At 65.3% G+C, this 15,667-nt stretch carries 15 protein-coding genes and 1 riboswitch; of the genes, 12 read left to right on the forward strand and 3 right to left on the reverse strand.

What is annotated here, in order from left to right:
* Window positions 1–99: 99 nt before the first annotated feature.
* The 4 genes from modA to AC5Y5C_RS10060 all read left to right on the forward strand — a co-directional run bounded on the left by modA (window position 100) and on the right by AC5Y5C_RS10060 (window position 3,942).
* Window positions 100–843 (forward strand): molybdate ABC transporter substrate-binding protein, encoded by a 744-nt coding sequence (modA, locus tag AC5Y5C_RS10045; protein WP_499971862.1) that lies wholly within the window; start codon window positions 100–102, stop codon window positions 841–843.
* Window positions 840–1,652 carry an ABC transporter permease gene (locus tag AC5Y5C_RS10050; RefSeq protein WP_499971409.1) on the forward strand — a complete coding sequence of 271 codons (813 nt, stop codon included), beginning with the start codon at window positions 840–842 and terminating at the stop codon, window positions 1,650–1,652. Before modA ends, AC5Y5C_RS10050 begins: the two co-directional genes overlap by 4 nt.
* 10 nt (window positions 1,653–1,662) lie before the next feature.
* On the forward strand, window positions 1,663–2,730 hold the full coding sequence (locus AC5Y5C_RS10055; protein WP_499971411.1) for a sulfate/molybdate ABC transporter ATP-binding protein: 1,068 nt from the start codon (window positions 1,663–1,665) through the stop codon (window positions 2,728–2,730).
* 180 nt (window positions 2,731–2,910) lie between these two features.
* On the forward strand, window positions 2,911–3,942 hold the full coding sequence (locus AC5Y5C_RS10060) for an APA family fibronectin-binding glycoprotein (RefSeq protein WP_499971413.1): 1,032 nt from the start codon (window positions 2,911–2,913) through the stop codon (window positions 3,940–3,942).
* A gap of 166 nt (window positions 3,943–4,108) precedes the next feature.
* Here the strand turns inward: AC5Y5C_RS10060 and AC5Y5C_RS10065 are convergent, their stop codons facing one another.
* Window positions 4,109–4,384 carry a GlsB/YeaQ/YmgE family stress response membrane protein gene (locus tag AC5Y5C_RS10065; RefSeq protein ID WP_499971415.1) on the reverse strand — a complete coding sequence of 92 codons (276 nt, stop codon included), beginning with the start codon at window positions 4,382–4,384 and terminating at the stop codon, window positions 4,109–4,111.
* A gap of 208 nt (window positions 4,385–4,592) precedes the next feature.
* Between AC5Y5C_RS10065 and AC5Y5C_RS10070 the strand changes: the two genes are divergently transcribed.
* From AC5Y5C_RS10070 to AC5Y5C_RS10095, 6 genes are all read left to right on the forward strand, one after another.
* The gene (locus tag AC5Y5C_RS10070; RefSeq protein WP_499971417.1) at window positions 4,593–8,441 is read left to right on the forward strand and encodes a bifunctional nitrate reductase/sulfite reductase flavoprotein subunit alpha; all 3,849 of its coding nucleotides are present in this window, start codon (window positions 4,593–4,595) and stop codon (window positions 8,439–8,441) included.
* 16 nt (window positions 8,442–8,457) lie between these two features.
* A riboswitch (Fluoride riboswitch) is annotated at window positions 8,458–8,530 on the forward strand.
* A gap of 14 nt (window positions 8,531–8,544) precedes the next feature.
* Window positions 8,545–9,012: a fluoride efflux transporter FluC gene (locus AC5Y5C_RS10075; RefSeq protein WP_499971419.1), complete on the forward strand. Its 468-nt coding sequence runs from the start codon at window positions 8,545–8,547 to the stop codon at window positions 9,010–9,012.
* Window positions 9,013–9,026: 14 nt separating this feature from the next.
* Window positions 9,027–9,380, forward strand: a complete 354-nt coding sequence (locus tag AC5Y5C_RS10080) for a fluoride efflux transporter FluC (protein WP_499971864.1) — start codon at window positions 9,027–9,029, stop codon at window positions 9,378–9,380.
* 10 nt (window positions 9,381–9,390) lie between these two features.
* Window positions 9,391–9,834 (forward strand): universal stress protein, encoded by a 444-nt coding sequence (locus tag AC5Y5C_RS10085; RefSeq protein ID WP_499971421.1) that lies wholly within the window; start codon window positions 9,391–9,393, stop codon window positions 9,832–9,834.
* A gap of 41 nt (window positions 9,835–9,875) precedes the next feature.
* Window positions 9,876–11,033: a GNAT family N-acetyltransferase gene (locus AC5Y5C_RS10090; protein ID WP_499971423.1), complete on the forward strand. Its 1,158-nt coding sequence runs from the start codon at window positions 9,876–9,878 to the stop codon at window positions 11,031–11,033.
* 138 nt (window positions 11,034–11,171) lie between these two features.
* Window positions 11,172–12,185, forward strand: a complete 1,014-nt coding sequence (locus AC5Y5C_RS10095) for a GNAT family N-acetyltransferase (RefSeq protein ID WP_499971425.1) — start codon at window positions 11,172–11,174, stop codon at window positions 12,183–12,185.
* Here AC5Y5C_RS10095 and AC5Y5C_RS10100 read toward each other — a convergent pair.
* Window positions 12,182–12,580: a DUF6194 family protein gene (locus tag AC5Y5C_RS10100; RefSeq protein ID WP_499971427.1), complete on the reverse strand. Its 399-nt coding sequence runs from the start codon at window positions 12,578–12,580 to the stop codon at window positions 12,182–12,184. The two genes, AC5Y5C_RS10095 and AC5Y5C_RS10100, sit on opposite strands and share 4 nt — an antisense overlap.
* 31 nt (window positions 12,581–12,611) lie before the next feature.
* On the opposite strand from AC5Y5C_RS10100, the gene AC5Y5C_RS10105 reads away from it, so the two are divergent.
* Window positions 12,612–13,877, forward strand: a complete 1,266-nt coding sequence (locus AC5Y5C_RS10105; RefSeq protein WP_499971429.1) for a competence/damage-inducible protein A — start codon at window positions 12,612–12,614, stop codon at window positions 13,875–13,877.
* Between the two features lie 2 nt (window positions 13,878–13,879).
* On the opposite strand, the gene AC5Y5C_RS10110 is transcribed toward AC5Y5C_RS10105, so the two are convergent.
* Complete coding sequence (locus AC5Y5C_RS10110; RefSeq protein WP_499971430.1) at window positions 13,880–14,680, reverse strand: HD domain-containing protein; 801 nt, start codon at window positions 14,678–14,680, stop codon at window positions 13,880–13,882.
* A gap of 29 nt (window positions 14,681–14,709) precedes the next feature.
* Here AC5Y5C_RS10110 and AC5Y5C_RS10115 point away from each other — a divergent pair, with 29 nt between their 5' ends.
* A complete protein-coding gene (locus AC5Y5C_RS10115) occupies window positions 14,710–15,663 on the forward strand; it encodes a GlxA family transcriptional regulator (protein ID WP_499971432.1) in 954 nt (317 codons plus the stop codon).
* Window positions 15,664–15,667 lie beyond the last annotated feature (4 nt).

The following is a 15,667-nucleotide window of genomic DNA, read 5'->3' on the forward strand; positions in this document are numbered from 1 at the left end:
ACGGCTAGGGTTGTGGCGGTGACCAGCAGAGCATGGATTCTCCTGACCAGCAGAGCATGGAAACTACTCGCCGCGGTTCTCCTCACCAGTTCGCTGGCAATGTCCGGTTGCGCCTCACGAACGACACCCGCCGACAGCGCGACGAACTCGTCGACAGGTCCTGGGAATGCCACCGTCCAGTTACACGTGCTGGCCGCCGCATCGCTACGCAAGGCGTTCACCGAGATCGGGAAGTCTTTCGAGTCCACTCACGCCGGAACGACGGTCGAGTTCACCTTCGCCGGCTCCTCGGATCTGGTCACGCAGCTCACCCAGGGCGCCCAGGCCGACGTCCTGGCCACCGCGGATTCGGCCAATATGGACAAGGCGTGGAAGGCGCACGCGGTCATCAATCCCGTCGACTTCGCCGCCAACACGCTCACGATCGTCGCCGGCCCGGGTAATCCGAAGGGCATCGCCACCTTCGCCGACCTGGCGCGTCCGGGTCTCGACGTGGTGGTGTGCGCGCCGCAGGTACCGTGCGGCGCGGCTGCCGTCACGGCCTCCAAAGAGACTGGGGTGCCGTTGAATCCGGTCAGCGAGGAGTCCTCGGTGACCGACGTGCTCAACAAGGTGGCCGCAGGACAAGCCGACGCCGGTCTGGTGTACGTCACCGATGCCAGGGCCGCGGGCGACAAGGTCACCGCCGTCGCCTTCCCCGAAGCCCGGTCCATCGTCAACACCTATCCGATTGCGGTGACCGCGAATTCACGCAATCCAGAGCGCGCGAATCAGTTCATCGAAACCGTCACCGGGGACGTCGGACACAAGACTCTGGCAGCGGCGGGGTTCTCCGCGCCGTGACTCGGGCACCCGGTCTGCCCCGGTGGGTGTATCTGCCGGCGGCCATCGGGGCGCTGCTCATCGTGCTGCCGCTGCTGGCACTCGTTGTGAAGGCCGACTGGGCTCAGTTCCCGGAGCTGGTCACCAGTCCCGCTTCGCGGGCAGCACTGACGCTCAGCCTCAGAACATGCTTGACGAGCACGGCACTGTGCCTGCTGCTGGGAGTGCCGTTGGCCCTCGTGTTGGCCCGCGGGCCCGGGTTGCTCACCCGGCTGTTACGACCGTTGATTTTGCTGCCCCTGGTGCTGCCACCGGTCGTCGGCGGAATCGCCCTGCTGTACGCCTTCGGCAAGCTCGGGCTGCTCGGGCACTACCTGGATGCCGCCGGAATCCGTATAGCGTTCTCCACCTCCGCCGTCGTTCTGGCGCAGACCTTCGTATCGCTGCCGTTCCTCGTTATCAGCCTCGAGGGCGCGCTGGTCACGACGGGGGAGCGCTATGACCATGTGGCGGCAAGCCTGGGGGCGCCGCCGACCACCGTGCTGCGTCGTGTGTCGCTGCCGCTGGTGATGCCGGCGCTGATGTCGGGCACCGTGTTGGCCTTCGCGCGCTCGCTGGGTGAATTCGGCGCCACCTTGACGTTCGCGGGATCACGTCAGGGCGTCACGCGCACCCTGCCGTTGGAGATCTACTTGCAGCGTGAATCCGATGCGCAGTCGGCCGTGGCGCTCTCACTGCTGCTGGTGGCGGTGGCGGCGATTGTTCTGGCTGTCGTCGGCGCACGAGCCTGGCGTTCGGATGGATGGCGACAAGATGGACGGCGGCGATGAGTGAACTGCGATGAGTGAACTGCGATTCGACGCAGGGCATTCCGGCCGCGGAGTGCATGCCACATTCACCGTTGCGCCCGGCGAGACGCTGGCGATCGTCGGCCCGAATGGGGCCGGTAAGTCCACGTTGCTGGGGCTCATCGCCGGACTGCTACGGCCCGATTCCGGTGAGATATGGCTCGGCGACCACATGCTGACGAACTGCGCCACTGGCACGTTCATCCCCACTCACCGGCGGCGGACGGCACTTCTGCTGCAGGAAGCATTGTTGTTCCCGCACTTGACGGTCGCGGGCAATGTCGAGTTCGGGATGCGTGACCGGCCTCGCCGCGAGGTGTCCGGCGCTCGAGACCACTGGCTGGAATCGGTCGGCGCCCGCGATCTCGCTGGTCGCCGGCCCGGTGAACTATCCGGGGGACAGGCGCAGCGGGTCGCCATCGCACGTGCGCTGGCCACCGGGCCCGACTTGGTCCTGCTCGACGAGCCTTTGTCCGGTCTCGACGCGGAGAGTGCCCCCGCCATCCGCGCGCTGCTCGGGCGGGTGCTGGGACGCGGCGGACAAAGCGCTCTGATCGTGACTCACGACATCATGGATGCGGTCGCGGTCGCCGACCGTGTGATGGTGCTGGACGCCGGCCGCATCGCCGAGCTGGGGGAAACCACCACGGTGTTGTCCCGTCCGACCAGCCAGTTTGGCGCCCGGTTCGCGGGAGTGAACCTCCTTGAGGGAGCCGTGGGCGAGGACGGCGCACTCCGCGTCGGCGACCTTGTCATCCATGGTGTGTGGTCCGGTACCGGAGGCCACACACAGGGCCAGCGCGCCGTCGCGGTGTTCGGGCCGCGTGCCGTCAGCGTGCATCTGTCCCCGCCTGGCGGCAGCCCGCGCAACGTCATCGCCGTATCGGTAACAACCCTGAGTGCCCATGCAGACACCGTGGTTGTAACGGCAACCGCTGGAGCCACGATATTCAGCGCACATATCACCGCGGCCGCCGCGGCAGAACTCAAGCTGGCGCCCGGGGCGTCGGCATACTTTGCCGTGAAGGCCTACGAGGTTGTCGTTCAGGCGGCGCAATAGCTGGGGACGTGGATTTCGGTAGCCTTTGAAAGGAAACCTATGTTTGCTTCTGGTCAGCCAAACCCCTTGCCACCGCATCGAATGATCGTGAAGTGGCGCCACTGGCAGCGCTCGGCAAATCGGGCGCGCCGATTGCCGGTTAGGCTTGCACGTGCAGGACAAAACGGTACGTTCATTGACATGCAGCAACCACGGGCAACATCGGCGGGCAAGCGGGCGCAACGGACACGAGTGATGGCGGCGGCCATCGCGGTCGCCTCGCTGTCAGGGGCAGGCGCCATCACGCTTGTTGCCGGACCGGCTGATCAGGCGCCGATGTCCGTACGCGCGACGGATATTCACCTGGTGACCACCGATGCGCCTCCGCCACCCGCAACGCCGGCGCCCGGTCAACCGGCACCCAACCCGGAGACGCCGACGACCGTGACGACACCTCCTCCCGGCGCACCCGCACCCGCGCCCGCGCCACCTCCGGCACCCGGCGCACCCGCGCCCGCGACGCCGGCACCCGGCGCGCCGGCAGACGGCGGACGGGTCAACAATGACCAGGGTGGATTCAGTTATGTTGTGCCCCAAGGCTGGGCACTGTCGGATGCACGCAGGCTCACATACGGTTCGGCGCTACTGACCAATCCGGCCGCACCCAACGGAAGCATCCTGCTGGGTCGCCTCGATCTCAAGCTCTTCGCCGGGGCCGAGCCCGATAACCAGAAGGCCGCCCGCAGGCTGGCATCGGATATGGGCGAGTTCTTCATGCCGTACCCGGGCAACCGCGTCAACCAGGAAGATCAGAGCTTTGAGGTAGCCGGCATGCCCGCGGCATCCTCGTACTACGAGGTCAAATTCGACGACGCCGCCAAGGAGCCCGGTCAGATCTGGGCCGCAGCCGTGGGTAAGGGCAAGGATCGTTGGTTCATCGTCTGGCTCGGCACGGCAGCCTCGCCGGTGGACAAGGGAGTGGCCAAGGCCCTGACCGATTCGGTTCGCCCATGGACCCCGCCCACTCCTGCGACGCCTCCGGCCGGGCAGCCCGCCGATCCCAACCAGCCGGCGCCCCCGCCGGCAGATCCCAACCAGCCGGCGCCCCCTCCGGCCGATCCCAACCAGCCGCCACCGGCGCCTGCGGCACCGGGTGCACCAGCTCCCGAACCGGCCGCGCCGGCTCAGCCCGCACCGCCTGCGGCGCCACCCGCGCCGGGAGTGCCCGTCTAGCTCTCGGGGCAGTTCTGACCACCACAATTTTCGATGGTGAGTCGGACTATAGGAACGGTGGAGCAACCGCCTGGCACGGTCGGGCTTCGGGTACCACGCTTCGCGTAAGCAGACCGTAGCTGTCGGCGGTAGCCGGCGTTACCGGCAAGCCGCAGGTTCGCGCTGATCAGCTCTTAGTTTTCCCCGCGATGAACTTGTAGGCGACCAGCAGAATCACCGCGCCGACCAACGCACCGAGGAAGGCGTGATTGATCGGCGGGGTAACGGTGAACTTGTGTGGGGCGAACACCAGGCTCCCCAGCGTCCCGCCGACGTAACCACCGACGATGCCCAGCAACGCTGTCACGATCCAGCCGAAGTTCTCCTTGCCGGGCACGATCAACCGGGCGATCCAGCCAACGATCAGGCCAAGAATGATCATCCAAATGATGTTCAACACCATGTCTAGCTCCTTCGAGTATGTGTACGGAGGAAACGAGCGTCGACCCGCTGCTGATGTTAGTGGAACACCTGGTTCGTCGGTGCTTTAACGAGGTGGCATAAGCGAGCCCGCCACCTCACGCACGGTAGATTCTTGCGGTGAGGACGCCGTGACAGCCGGATAACCTCGGCGGAAGATTTCGGGAATCTGCGTGATTCACCATGGCGGGGTGACCGAACTGAGCGCGCCACCCCCCGCGCGCCGCGCCGCCTGCTCGTATTGCGGTGTCGGCTGCGGTGTCGTCGTGCGCCCCGACACGAGTTCGGCGGGGCCGGTCACCATCGCAACCGTCGAGGGCGATGCCCTACACCCGAGCAACCACGGCCGCCTCTGCACCAAGGGCGCCACCCATGCCCAGCTGATGTCCGCCGACGGACGCATGACGACGGCACATATTCGTCCCGCGCGCGGACAGGAGCCCGTTCCCACACCGTTGGCGGCAACAACCGCCGAGGCGGGCCGGCGGTTACGCCAGATCCTCGACACCCACGGACCCGACGCCGTCGCGCTGTACGTATCCGGTCAGATGAGCCTGGAGGCGCAGTACCTCGCCAACAAGCTCGCGAAGGGCTACATCCGCACCACGCAGATCGAATCGAACTCTCGTCTCTGCATGGCAAGTGCCGGAACCGGATACACGCAATCGTTGGGGGCCGACGGACCTCCCGGGGCGTATTCCGATATCGAGCAGAGCGACCTGTTCCTCGTCATCGGCGCCAACATGGCCGACTGCCATCCAATTCTGTTCCTGCGCATGGCCGACCAGCTCGGCAACGGCGCACGGCTGATCGTGGTCGATCCACGCCGCACCGCCACCGCCGAACGCGCCGATCTGTATCTGCAGATCAGTCCGGGTACCGACCTAGCCCTGCTTAATGGGCTGTTGCATCTGCTTGTCGAAAACGGTGATATCGATTCCGAATTCATCGACGAACACACCGAGGGCTGGGCAGGAATGCCGGAGTTCCTCGCCGGCTACCCACCTCCGGTGGTAGCAGCGATCACCGGGCTGGCCGAGGACGATATTCGTACTGCCGCCCGATGGATCGGGGAGGCGCGCGAATGGATGACGTTGTGGACGATGGGCCTCAACCAGAGCACTCATGGCACCTGGAATACCAATGCCATTTGCAATATGCATCTGGCCACCGGAGCCATCTGCCGCCCCGGTAGTGGACCGTTCTCGCTGACTGGCCAGCCAAATGCGATGGGAGGCAGGGAAATGGGCTACATGGGCCCGGGGCTGCCGGGCCAGCGTTCCGTGAAATCTGCCGCCGATCGAGCGTTCGTCGAGACGCAATGGGGCCTGGCACCCGGTTCCCTTCGTACGGAATTCGGTGCCGGCACGGTCGACATGTTCGCCCAGATGGCTGCGGGAAATATCAAGGCGTGCTGGATCATCTGTACGAATCCTGTTGCTTCGGTGGCTAATCGACAGACTGTGATCGACGGTCTACAACGGGCCGAGCTGGTGATCACGCAGGACGCGTTCCTGGCCACTGCCACCAACGACTACGCGGACGTGCTGTTACCCGCAGCGCTGTGGGCCGAATCCGATGGCGTATCGGTCAACTCGGAGCGCACAGTGACGCTGACAAACCGGGCCGCCGACGCGCCGGGCGATGCCCAGCCTGACTGGCGTTTGATCTGCGATGTCGCCGCCGCGATGGGGTTCGGCGATGCGTTCGACTACTCCTCGAGCGAGGAGATCTTCGAGGAGATCCGCGCATTCTGGAATCCACGCACCGGATATGACATGCGTGGTGTCAGCTATGCCCGGTTACGCCAGGGGCCGGTGCAATGGCCCTGCCCGCCCGAGAATGCGGGGGACCGTAACCCGATTCGCTACCTGAATGACGGAATCAGCCAGGACCTGTACGTCGATGAGAACGGCACCATGCCGCGGCTGGCATTCCCGACCCCATCGCGCCGGGCGGCGTTCCATGCGCGGGCGCACCGCGATCCCGCAGAGCTCGCGGGCGACGGATACCCCATGATCCTGAATACCGGTCGTTTACAACATCATTGGCACACTCTCACCAAGACTGGTCGTATCAAGGCCCTCGACCGGCTCCATCCGTCACCGTTTGTCGAGATTCATCCACACGACGCCGCGACCCTCGGGATCGCCGAGGGCGACGTTATCGAGATCACCTCGCGTCGGGGCAGCGCCGAGCTGCCCGCGATCATCAGCGACAGAACCAAGCGTGGCAGCTGTTTCGTCCCCTTTCACTGGAATGACGCGCAGGGGCCGGGGCTGGCGATCAACGCGGTGACCAATGACGCCGTTGACCCGGATTCGTTGCAACCCGAGTTCAAGGTGAGCGCCGTCGCGCTGCGTCCCACCGGGCGGGCGATAGTCGGTACTACGCCCGAGACACACACACAAGCGCTGGGGGACATAGCAATTCTGTGGACATCGCAGACCGGCAACGCCGAGATCGCGGCCACCTCGGTGCACAAGCTATTGGCGACGGCAGGGATCTCCGCGACGATCGCCGCGATGGACGAGTGTGACCCCGCTGATCTTGGCGAGGTCCGCACGGCGGTGCTCATCGCCAGCAGCTTCGGCGAGGGCGGGCCACCCGACAATGGCGCGCGATTCTGGTCTACGCTCTCCGGCGAGACAAAACCCCTGAACCACATGCGTTATGCGGTACTGGGATTCGGAGACCGCGCCTATGCGGATTTCTGCGGCCACGCAAAGGCCCTCGACGCCCGGCTTCACGAGCTCGGCGCCACCCCGGTGCTCGGCCGAGTGGACGGCGAGGCCACCGACCGGTCGCTGGTCGCGTCGTGGACCGCAGACCTGCTGGAGGCCATCGGGGAAGGCACCGCCGCCAGCGCGGAGGCGGTCAGGCGGTTACGCAACGACGGGCTGCCGGTGGCCGCGCCGGAAATGTTCACCCGCGACGCACCGATTCTGGCGGCGCTGTCACACAACGAGATCCTTTCCGCGCCAGGTTCCGACAAGGAAGTACGGCGCATCGAGTTCGACCTAACCGGCCATGATGTCGACTATTCAGTGGGCGACGCACTTGGTATCTATCCGACGAACCGCGACGAAGATGTCCAACGCTGGCTTACTGCAACCGGCTTCGACGCGGAGATGCCCATCACGATCGATGGCGGCGAACTCCCGTTGGCCACCGCGCTCGCCAGTCACTACGACATATGTCGCGTGACGGACGATCTGCTGCGCTTCATCGCCGACCGGCGCCGCGACAAACCCGCCGTCAGGTTGTTGCGGGGCCCCGACACTGCGGCGCGTGGCCTGTGGCTGCAGGGCCGCAACGCCCTCGACGTGCTTCACGAATTTCCCATCCACGCCGATATCGATGAGTGGCAGCAAGTCCTGATCAGGCTCACCCCGCGCCAGTACTCAATCTCGTCAAGCCCTCTGGTCAGCCCGAAGTCCGTCGCGTTGACGGTCTCCATCGTCCGGTACCGCGGACCGGACGGCTCGGCCCGCGGTGGTGTGGGGTCCACGTTCCTGGCCGACCGCGCGCAGAGCCTGCCCGTACCGATCTTCCTGCAGCGATCACCGCACTTCCGTCCGCCCGGTACCTCGGATACCCCAATGATCATGATCGGCCCCGGAACCGGTATCGCCCCCTTCCGCGGGTTCCTCCAAGAGCGTCGCGCGCTCGGACACACCGGGCCCAATTGGCTGTTCTTCGGCGACCAGCACCGCACCCAGCATTTCTACTACCGCGAGGAGCTCGACGGCTTCCTGCGCGACGGCTCCCTGCGCCGACTCGATCTGGCATTCTCGCGCGATCAGCAGAAACGCATCTACGTCCAGCACCGCATGATGGAGCAGGGCGCCCAGATGTGGCGGTGGCTCGCCGAGGGTGCACATCTCTACGTGTGCGGTGATGCCAGCCGCATGGCCAAAGACGTCGACGGCGCGTTGCTCACGATTGCCCAGAAGCACGGACGGCTGTCGGGCGAGGAGGCCCTCGAGTTCCGTAAGGGGCTCGTGGCCGAGAAACGTTACGTCCGCGACGTGTACTGACGGTCCACGCGCTATATTCGTCACGCGCGATGGATCTCGCCGGGGCTTGTCCCGAACCGCCACTGACGGCTGATAGTTCCTGTGTTGATGATTCCGTAACACGATGGGAACGAATGTGACTGGTGGGCAAGCCGAGAAGTTCCCGCGACCCCTACATCTGCGGCCGTATGCACTGCTGTGGGTGTTTCTCGGCGGCATGTGCGGGACCGGGCTGCGGTACTGGTTCGAACAGATGTGGCCGGCCTCGGGTACGTCGTGGCCCTCGGGAACATTCGCTGTCAACGTCACCGGAGCGTTCATCCTGGGCGCGCTGCTGGAAACCCTCACGCTACTGGGCCCCGATGGCGGCTGGCGCCGGCGCGCCCGGTTGTTTCTTGGAACGGGTATCTGCGGTGCCTTCACCACCTACAGCGCACTCGCGCTGGAGATCAGCACCCTGGCCCGCAACGGATTTCCGGGTATCGCGGTGGGGTACGCATTGGTCAGCATCGCCGCAGGTTTGGCCGCCGCGATGGCCGGGATAGCCGCTGCCGCACAGGCCCTCGCACGATATTCGGGAGGTTCGGCGTGACAGTCATCGCCGTGATGCTCGCCGGGGCGCTGGGCGCGGTGTTGCGATTCGTCGTCGATTCCGCCATCAAACATCGACGTACGCACCTGTTTCCCTGGGCGACGCTGCTCATCAATCTCACCGGGTCGGCCGTCATCGGCGTACTGGCGGGAACGGTGATCTTCCACCACCCGCCGTCGGCACTCCTGACCGTCCTGGGAACCGGCTTCTGCGGTGGCTACACAACCTTCAGCACCGCCAGCGTCGAATCGGTGCGACTTATCGAGCGGCGTGAGTGGTCTCTCGCCCTGTACAACACGTTCGGCACGCTGCTAGGCACCGTCGGCGCATGCGCTGCGGGACTAGCGCTGGCGTGGTCGGCGGCGTGAGGATGTCACTATGACCGGCGAGCCCGATGTGCATCTGGTGGTCGGATGGGACAGACACCCGCCGAGCACCGCCGCGCTGCATTTCGGGATTGATCTGGCCCGGCGCCTCGATGCGTGCGTACACGTGGTGCACATCCTCGATATGGACGACGAACCCGTGGATCCCGACACGGACAGTTGGGAAGCTCAGGCGCGCATCGCTGTTGCCGCCGCCGAGGCAGAGGCGCTGGAAGAGCTCTCCGGCCAAGAAGTGGCATGGAAGTACCATCGCGCACATGGGCCCGCGACCGCCGCGATTCTCGCAGTGGCGCACCAGTACACGGCGCTGATGATCATTCTGGGTAGCCCACGGGGCGGACCGGCGTCTGTGTGGGACGCACTGCTCGGACAGTCTGTGTCGCATCGCCTCATCGGCGCCAAGCGGGTTCCACTCGTCCTGGTGCCTGCCCCCTGATGATCATCGCGGAGCGAATTCATCTCCTGTAGCCTGGCCCGGTGCCTAGCAAATCCAAAACCCGGTCGTCGGTGGACCGGGGTCCCGTCACCATCGACGGGGTGACGGTGGTGCTACGGCCGCCCCGGCTTGCGGACGGTCCATCCTGGCGCAAGACCGCCTTGACCTTCGCCGAACGGCTTTCACCGGCCTTCAATCGTGATGACATGGACTGGGAGAGCGCACATTCACCGGTGATCTGGGTGGATACCTGGCGCTCTGCCCTTGCGGATGCGCGAGCCGGCGGAGTGTCATATCTGCTGGTAAGGATCGATGAGGGCACCGAGAGGGTCGTCGGCCACTTCTCAATGACCGGAACAGACCCCCGAACCGGCGGTGCCGAGATCTCCACGTGGGCGGTGGACGTCCCCCCGGCGGCGAGCCGATGGGCGCAGCTGACCACGGTGCTTTCCGCTTTCGAGGGAAACCCCGCCATCCCGCACGCGCTGGCGCCGACCGCGGTATCGAATGTGCGCGCAAACAGGTTCTCGCAGTCCATGGGGTGGAGACAGCTACAGATACGCCGAGCCCTGCGTAGATACGACGGGCAGGTGGCGGACCATCACATGTGGATTGTCGCCAACACCGCCGAATACAGAGATTGGGCCACGCACCAGCTCTCAGAGATTCCCACCACGAGAACAGGTTTCACGCCCGCGGGGGGCCGCCGGCCCGATGCTGAGCATCTGTCGGCGTGGGCCCGATTCGCGGCGATCCGAACCCGTCAGCTGGCCGGCGCCACGCTGCGGACGGCACCATCCGAGCCCGCATTCGAAATGCCTACCACCAGTGGGGAAGTGGTGCGGGTCGAGCCTGCCGGCCACGGGCGATACCGCGTGACGGTGGCCACGCGGCCTGGCGGTTCAATCGATGTCCATTCCGACGTGGGCACGTCGACAACGGAATTGGTGCCGCGATTCGAGTCGCGGATCTCAGACGACGCCCGCGTCTCGGCGTTGTCCGCCCTCGCGAGCCAGCTCACAGCCCGCCCTGACCGGTCGCGCCGAACAGTCATTGCGGTCAGCGACGTCGACACGACCCTTGCTGACCGGCTTGCCACGCTTGGTTTTATCGACGAGGGCGACGCGCCACCGACGCTGGGTGGCGACGATGCCACCCTGCGGATGTGGACCCTCCTCGCGGGTCCACACGCAAAATAGACACCCTGTACACGGCAATCACCTTCTCGCAGTGGCCGATTAATCGGCATTTGCCTGCGCCTGGTGCGCTACCCTGCCGGGGTGCGTGTAAGCGATGGGGCTACTCCGCGATGTCTGGGGCCGGTCGAAATCGATGGTATGACGGTGATGCTACGCACGCCGCGGCTCTCCGATGGTGCATCGTGGCGGGAAACCAACCTGCGCTACGAGAAGCGGCTGGCGCCGGCGTTCGGCCACCCGGATATGACATGGTCGGCGGCGCACTCTCCTTACATGTGGATTCACACCTGGAAGCAGGCACTCTCCGACGCGGCGCGGGGGTCGGTCTCTTGTCTGCTCGTCCACTTCCGTGGAGGCCGTGAACACGTGGTCGGCCACCTGGCCATGGCGGGCCGGCATCCACGAACGGGCGGCACCGAAGTATCGACATGGACCGCCGGCATTCCGCACACGGTCACCATGTGGGCGCAGGCATCGCTGATCATCGCCGGATTCGAGGCCAATCCCGACATCCCGCACGCGGTGGCACCGCTGGCGGTACAGAATGTTCCGGTGCAGCGGCTAGCCCAGGCCGTGGGCTGGTCGAAGCTGCAGACCTGCCGTCGGCTGCGCATGTACGACGGTAGGCCCACCGATCATCAGATTTGGTTTCAGAGCAATACCCCCGAGAATCTGACGGCGCTACGCCAGACACGAGATGCGCTCTCGGACAACGCAGCCGTCGGTGCTCCGGATTTCCGATCGAGGGTGTCCTTCAGCGACATGTTGGCACGCGGGCGCTATGAACTGCGCAACCGGGGTCGGCGCGCCACACCCGCCACGAATAACCAAGTTGCGTTGGATGTTTCGGGCAACGCCATGGGTTACGTCGAGATTTCGGTCGATCCGGGCAGCTCCACCACCGAGCTCATCGGTAGGCCGCATCCTGGTACTTCCGAAGAAATGCTCACTTCGGCTGTCGCAGATCTGGCCGGGCACCTGGCGGTTGCTCCGTCATCCACGAGGCGGATCGTGGTTGCGGCGCGCGCCGACGACCAGCCCCTGATCGGCGCCCTCACCGCACACGGTTTCCAGAACGAGGGGCCCACTCTGCCGACCCTTGGCGAGACCGCCATCACCCGTCATCTGTGGGCCCACGTCAACGACAGCTAGTCGCTCCTACCGCGCGCATACGCCTCGGTCAGCAGCGGACGGACCACCTCACCGAAGGTGTCTTCACTCGGGTTGACCACGCATACCCATTTAGCGCCGCCGTATTCGGGATGGGGGAGAACTCGATCGAACTCGGTGTAGTCGGCATCGATGGGTTCGTCGTCTTGGCCCGCGACCACCTTGGCGAAGGTGCCACCGCTGACTCCGATGTTGAGCCGATACACCGACGGTCGGCCCAGACCGGAGTACGTGTCGAATGCCTCGTTCGACATCAGGGTGATGACGGGCATCTGGCGTTCCGAGCCGCGGAAGAAGAACCAATTGCCCTGCACAACCTCGTGTTGAAGGTCCGGGAAGGTCGTGACGATGTATTCGATGATGGCGCCCTCATCCATGACACAGAACTTACCGGCCTAGGCTGCTGACATGTTGCGAGCGGGAATCGTCGTCACGGGCACGGAGGTCCTCACCGGACGGGTGGCCGATGCGAATGGTCCGTGGCTTTCCGAACACCTACGGGAGGTGGGCATCGATGTCGCACATATCTGCGTGTGTGGAGACCGCAAAGAGGATCTGACGGCACAACTGCAGTTTCTCGCCGATCAAGGCGTGGACCTCATCGTCACATCCGGCGGCCTGGGGCCCACGGCCGACGACATGACACTTCCGACTGTGGCTGAATTTGCCAGTACCACACTTGTTTTCGATGCCGCCCTGGAAGAGGCCATCATGGATCGGCTGCGGCCGATGGCGAACCGGTGGGAGAACGTGGACTGGGAGGCGCTGCGCGTCGGCATCGCCAAACAAGCACTCGTGCCGGCGCGGGGAGAGGTACTTGACCCGGTCGGCACCGCACCGGGCGCGATCATGAGCACGGGTGACGTTCTCATCGTGGTGCTGCCCGGGCCCCCACATGAGCTTCAGCGCATGTGGCCGTCGGCCATCGAGACCGAGCCCTTCCTGGAGCTCCTCGGTGAGGATGCCACGGCCATTGAGCAGACCACGCTGCGTCTGTACGGAATCACCGAGCCCGATATCGCCGAGACACTGCGTCTCGCGGAAAGCGCGCTGGGAGACCTTGCCGCACTGGAGATCACCACCTGCCTGCGACGCAGCGAGGTGGAAGTGGTTACCCGATTCGAGGCCTCTGCCCAGCATCTTTGGGACCGCTTCTACGAGTTCATCCGGGCCCGGCACGGCGCGGCGCTGTTCTCCTTCGACGGTTCGACCGTCGACCAACTGGTGGCCGGGCTGCTGCGCGGAAGGCGCCTGGCCGTGGCGGAATCGTGCACGGCGGGGCTGTTGGGGGCACGGATCGCTGATGTTCCGGGCTCCTCGGAGTACTTTCTGGGCGGAGTCATCAGCTACGCGAACGATGTGAAAATTGGCCAGCTGCATGTGGATCCGCAGTTGCTCGCCGACCACGGCGCGGTGTCTCCGCAGGTCGCCGAGGCCATGGCGGACGGCGCGTTGAAGGCGCTCAGTGCCGATATCGCGATATCCACGACAGGTGTAGCGGGTCCTGGCGGTGGAACGACGGAGAAGCCGGTGGGCACGGTGTGCTTCTGCGTGAAGACCGCGACGGGGGAGAAGGCCGACCTCCGCGTCGTCATCCCCGGAAACCGCGACCAGATTCGTGAGCGTTCCACCACTGTCGCGTTGCATCTGTTGCGCCGATTGCTGCAGCGGTAGCCCTACTCGTCAAACGGGGCTGCCTTGACCAGCAGCGGAAACGCCGCATAGCGGGTCAGCCATGCCGCGCGGCCCTTCGGTACCGCGGCGCTCTCGGCCGCCCAGGCGTTGAGCATGTGCCGCTTGAATTCCCGCCGCGGATGCCGCCCCAGCAGCTCGTCCACCCATGCGGCGTCGAGGTCCGACAGCCGCAGACCAAAGACATCGGTTCCCGCCCCGGCCGACACGAACCCGCCGGGATCTGCGAGGTTTTCACTGGCCCCGAGGGTGATATGCGCAGCGATCGCAGCGCCCACCGCCTGTGCGCGGTCCTCGGAGGCCCCATGATCCCTGACGAACTGGGTGGCGCGCTCACCGCCAACCACGGCAAAGCACCGGCCGGGCGTCGGGTGCTCAAGTTGCAGATCGTGCAACAGGCTCGCGATGTACACCAGCTCGTCGTCGACCTGTACACCGTCGAACGCGGCTAGCGCTTTTCCGAAAAAGTAGGTGCGATAAGAGTGTTCGAGCACATGCGGTGTGACCGAGTCACGCGCCTCCTGCTCGGCGGCACGCGCTAGCGCGGAATCGGGTACCGCGATCGGCCCGAATTCCGCTCGCCCCTGCCCACGCCGGCCGATCTTCGTCTTGACGGCATCGCCGACCATTGCGGGCAACGCGCGAAACAAGCGCCCCAACAGTGCCCGTCGCTGGGCCGTCGAGACCGCGCCGCCGGTGCTCGTCGCCCAGTGCCAGTCCAATTCGATCGTCATTGCCTCAGTCAAGGCCGGTGGGATCGAAACAACCAGTGGCATGAATGCCATAGATGCTTGGATTTATGCCATAGTGGGCCATGGGTACCAAGACGGTGGCGGCACTCGCGCTCGATGGCGTCATCACCTACGACCTGGCGTGTGCCGTGCAGATGTTCCGCAGGGGCCCGGGGCGATCAGGCCAACCGGACGGTTTCGATTTGGTGACCTGTGGCCACCGACCCGGAAGTGTCTGGACACCAGACGGTTTCAATCTCGAAGTAGAACACGGCATTGATGCGCTGGATACCGCCGATATCGTTGTCGTTCCCGCACGGGCCCCGCACGACTATCCGCCACCGGACGATGTGTTGAACGCTCTGACGAGCGCGCACCAACGCGGCGCGGTGATTTTCAGTATCTGCCTGGGCGCATTCGTTCTCGCGGCCGCGGGCCTGCTGGATGGGCGCCCCGCTACGACACACTGGGAGTACTGCGATGACATGCGCGCGCTCTATCCGCAGGTCGATCTGCGGCCCGATGCGCTGTACGTGGACGACGGGGACATCCTCACCTCTGCGGGGCTCTCTGCAGGCATGGACTTGTGCCTACATGTGGTGCGACGCGAGCTGGGGGCGGCCGCGGCATCGGATATGGCCAGATGGAACGTCATGGCGCCGCATCGCGATGGCGGCCAGGCGCAGTTCATCCCGCCGACCAAGACCTTCCACGATTCCAGCGGCCTCGGACCCACCCTGAGCTGGGCCTCCGAGCGTCTCGCCGATGTCGACGATGTGTCGGCACTGGCGCGGCACGCGCATCTGAGCCTGCGCACGTTCAACCGGCGCTTCGGGGAGGAAGTCGGCACAACGCCCAAGCGGTGGCTCGATGTACAGCGCGCCACCCGCGCTCGCGAATTGCTGGAGAACACCGACATGACCATGGAATCCATTGCCGCACAATGCGGGTTTGGCAGCGTGACAGCCATGCGGACGCATCTGCGCAAGGTCACCGCGACAACGCCGAGCGCCTACCGCCGGGCATTCCGGCGATAGGCGC

This window comes from Mycobacterium sp. NGS15 (assembly GCF_059813245.1).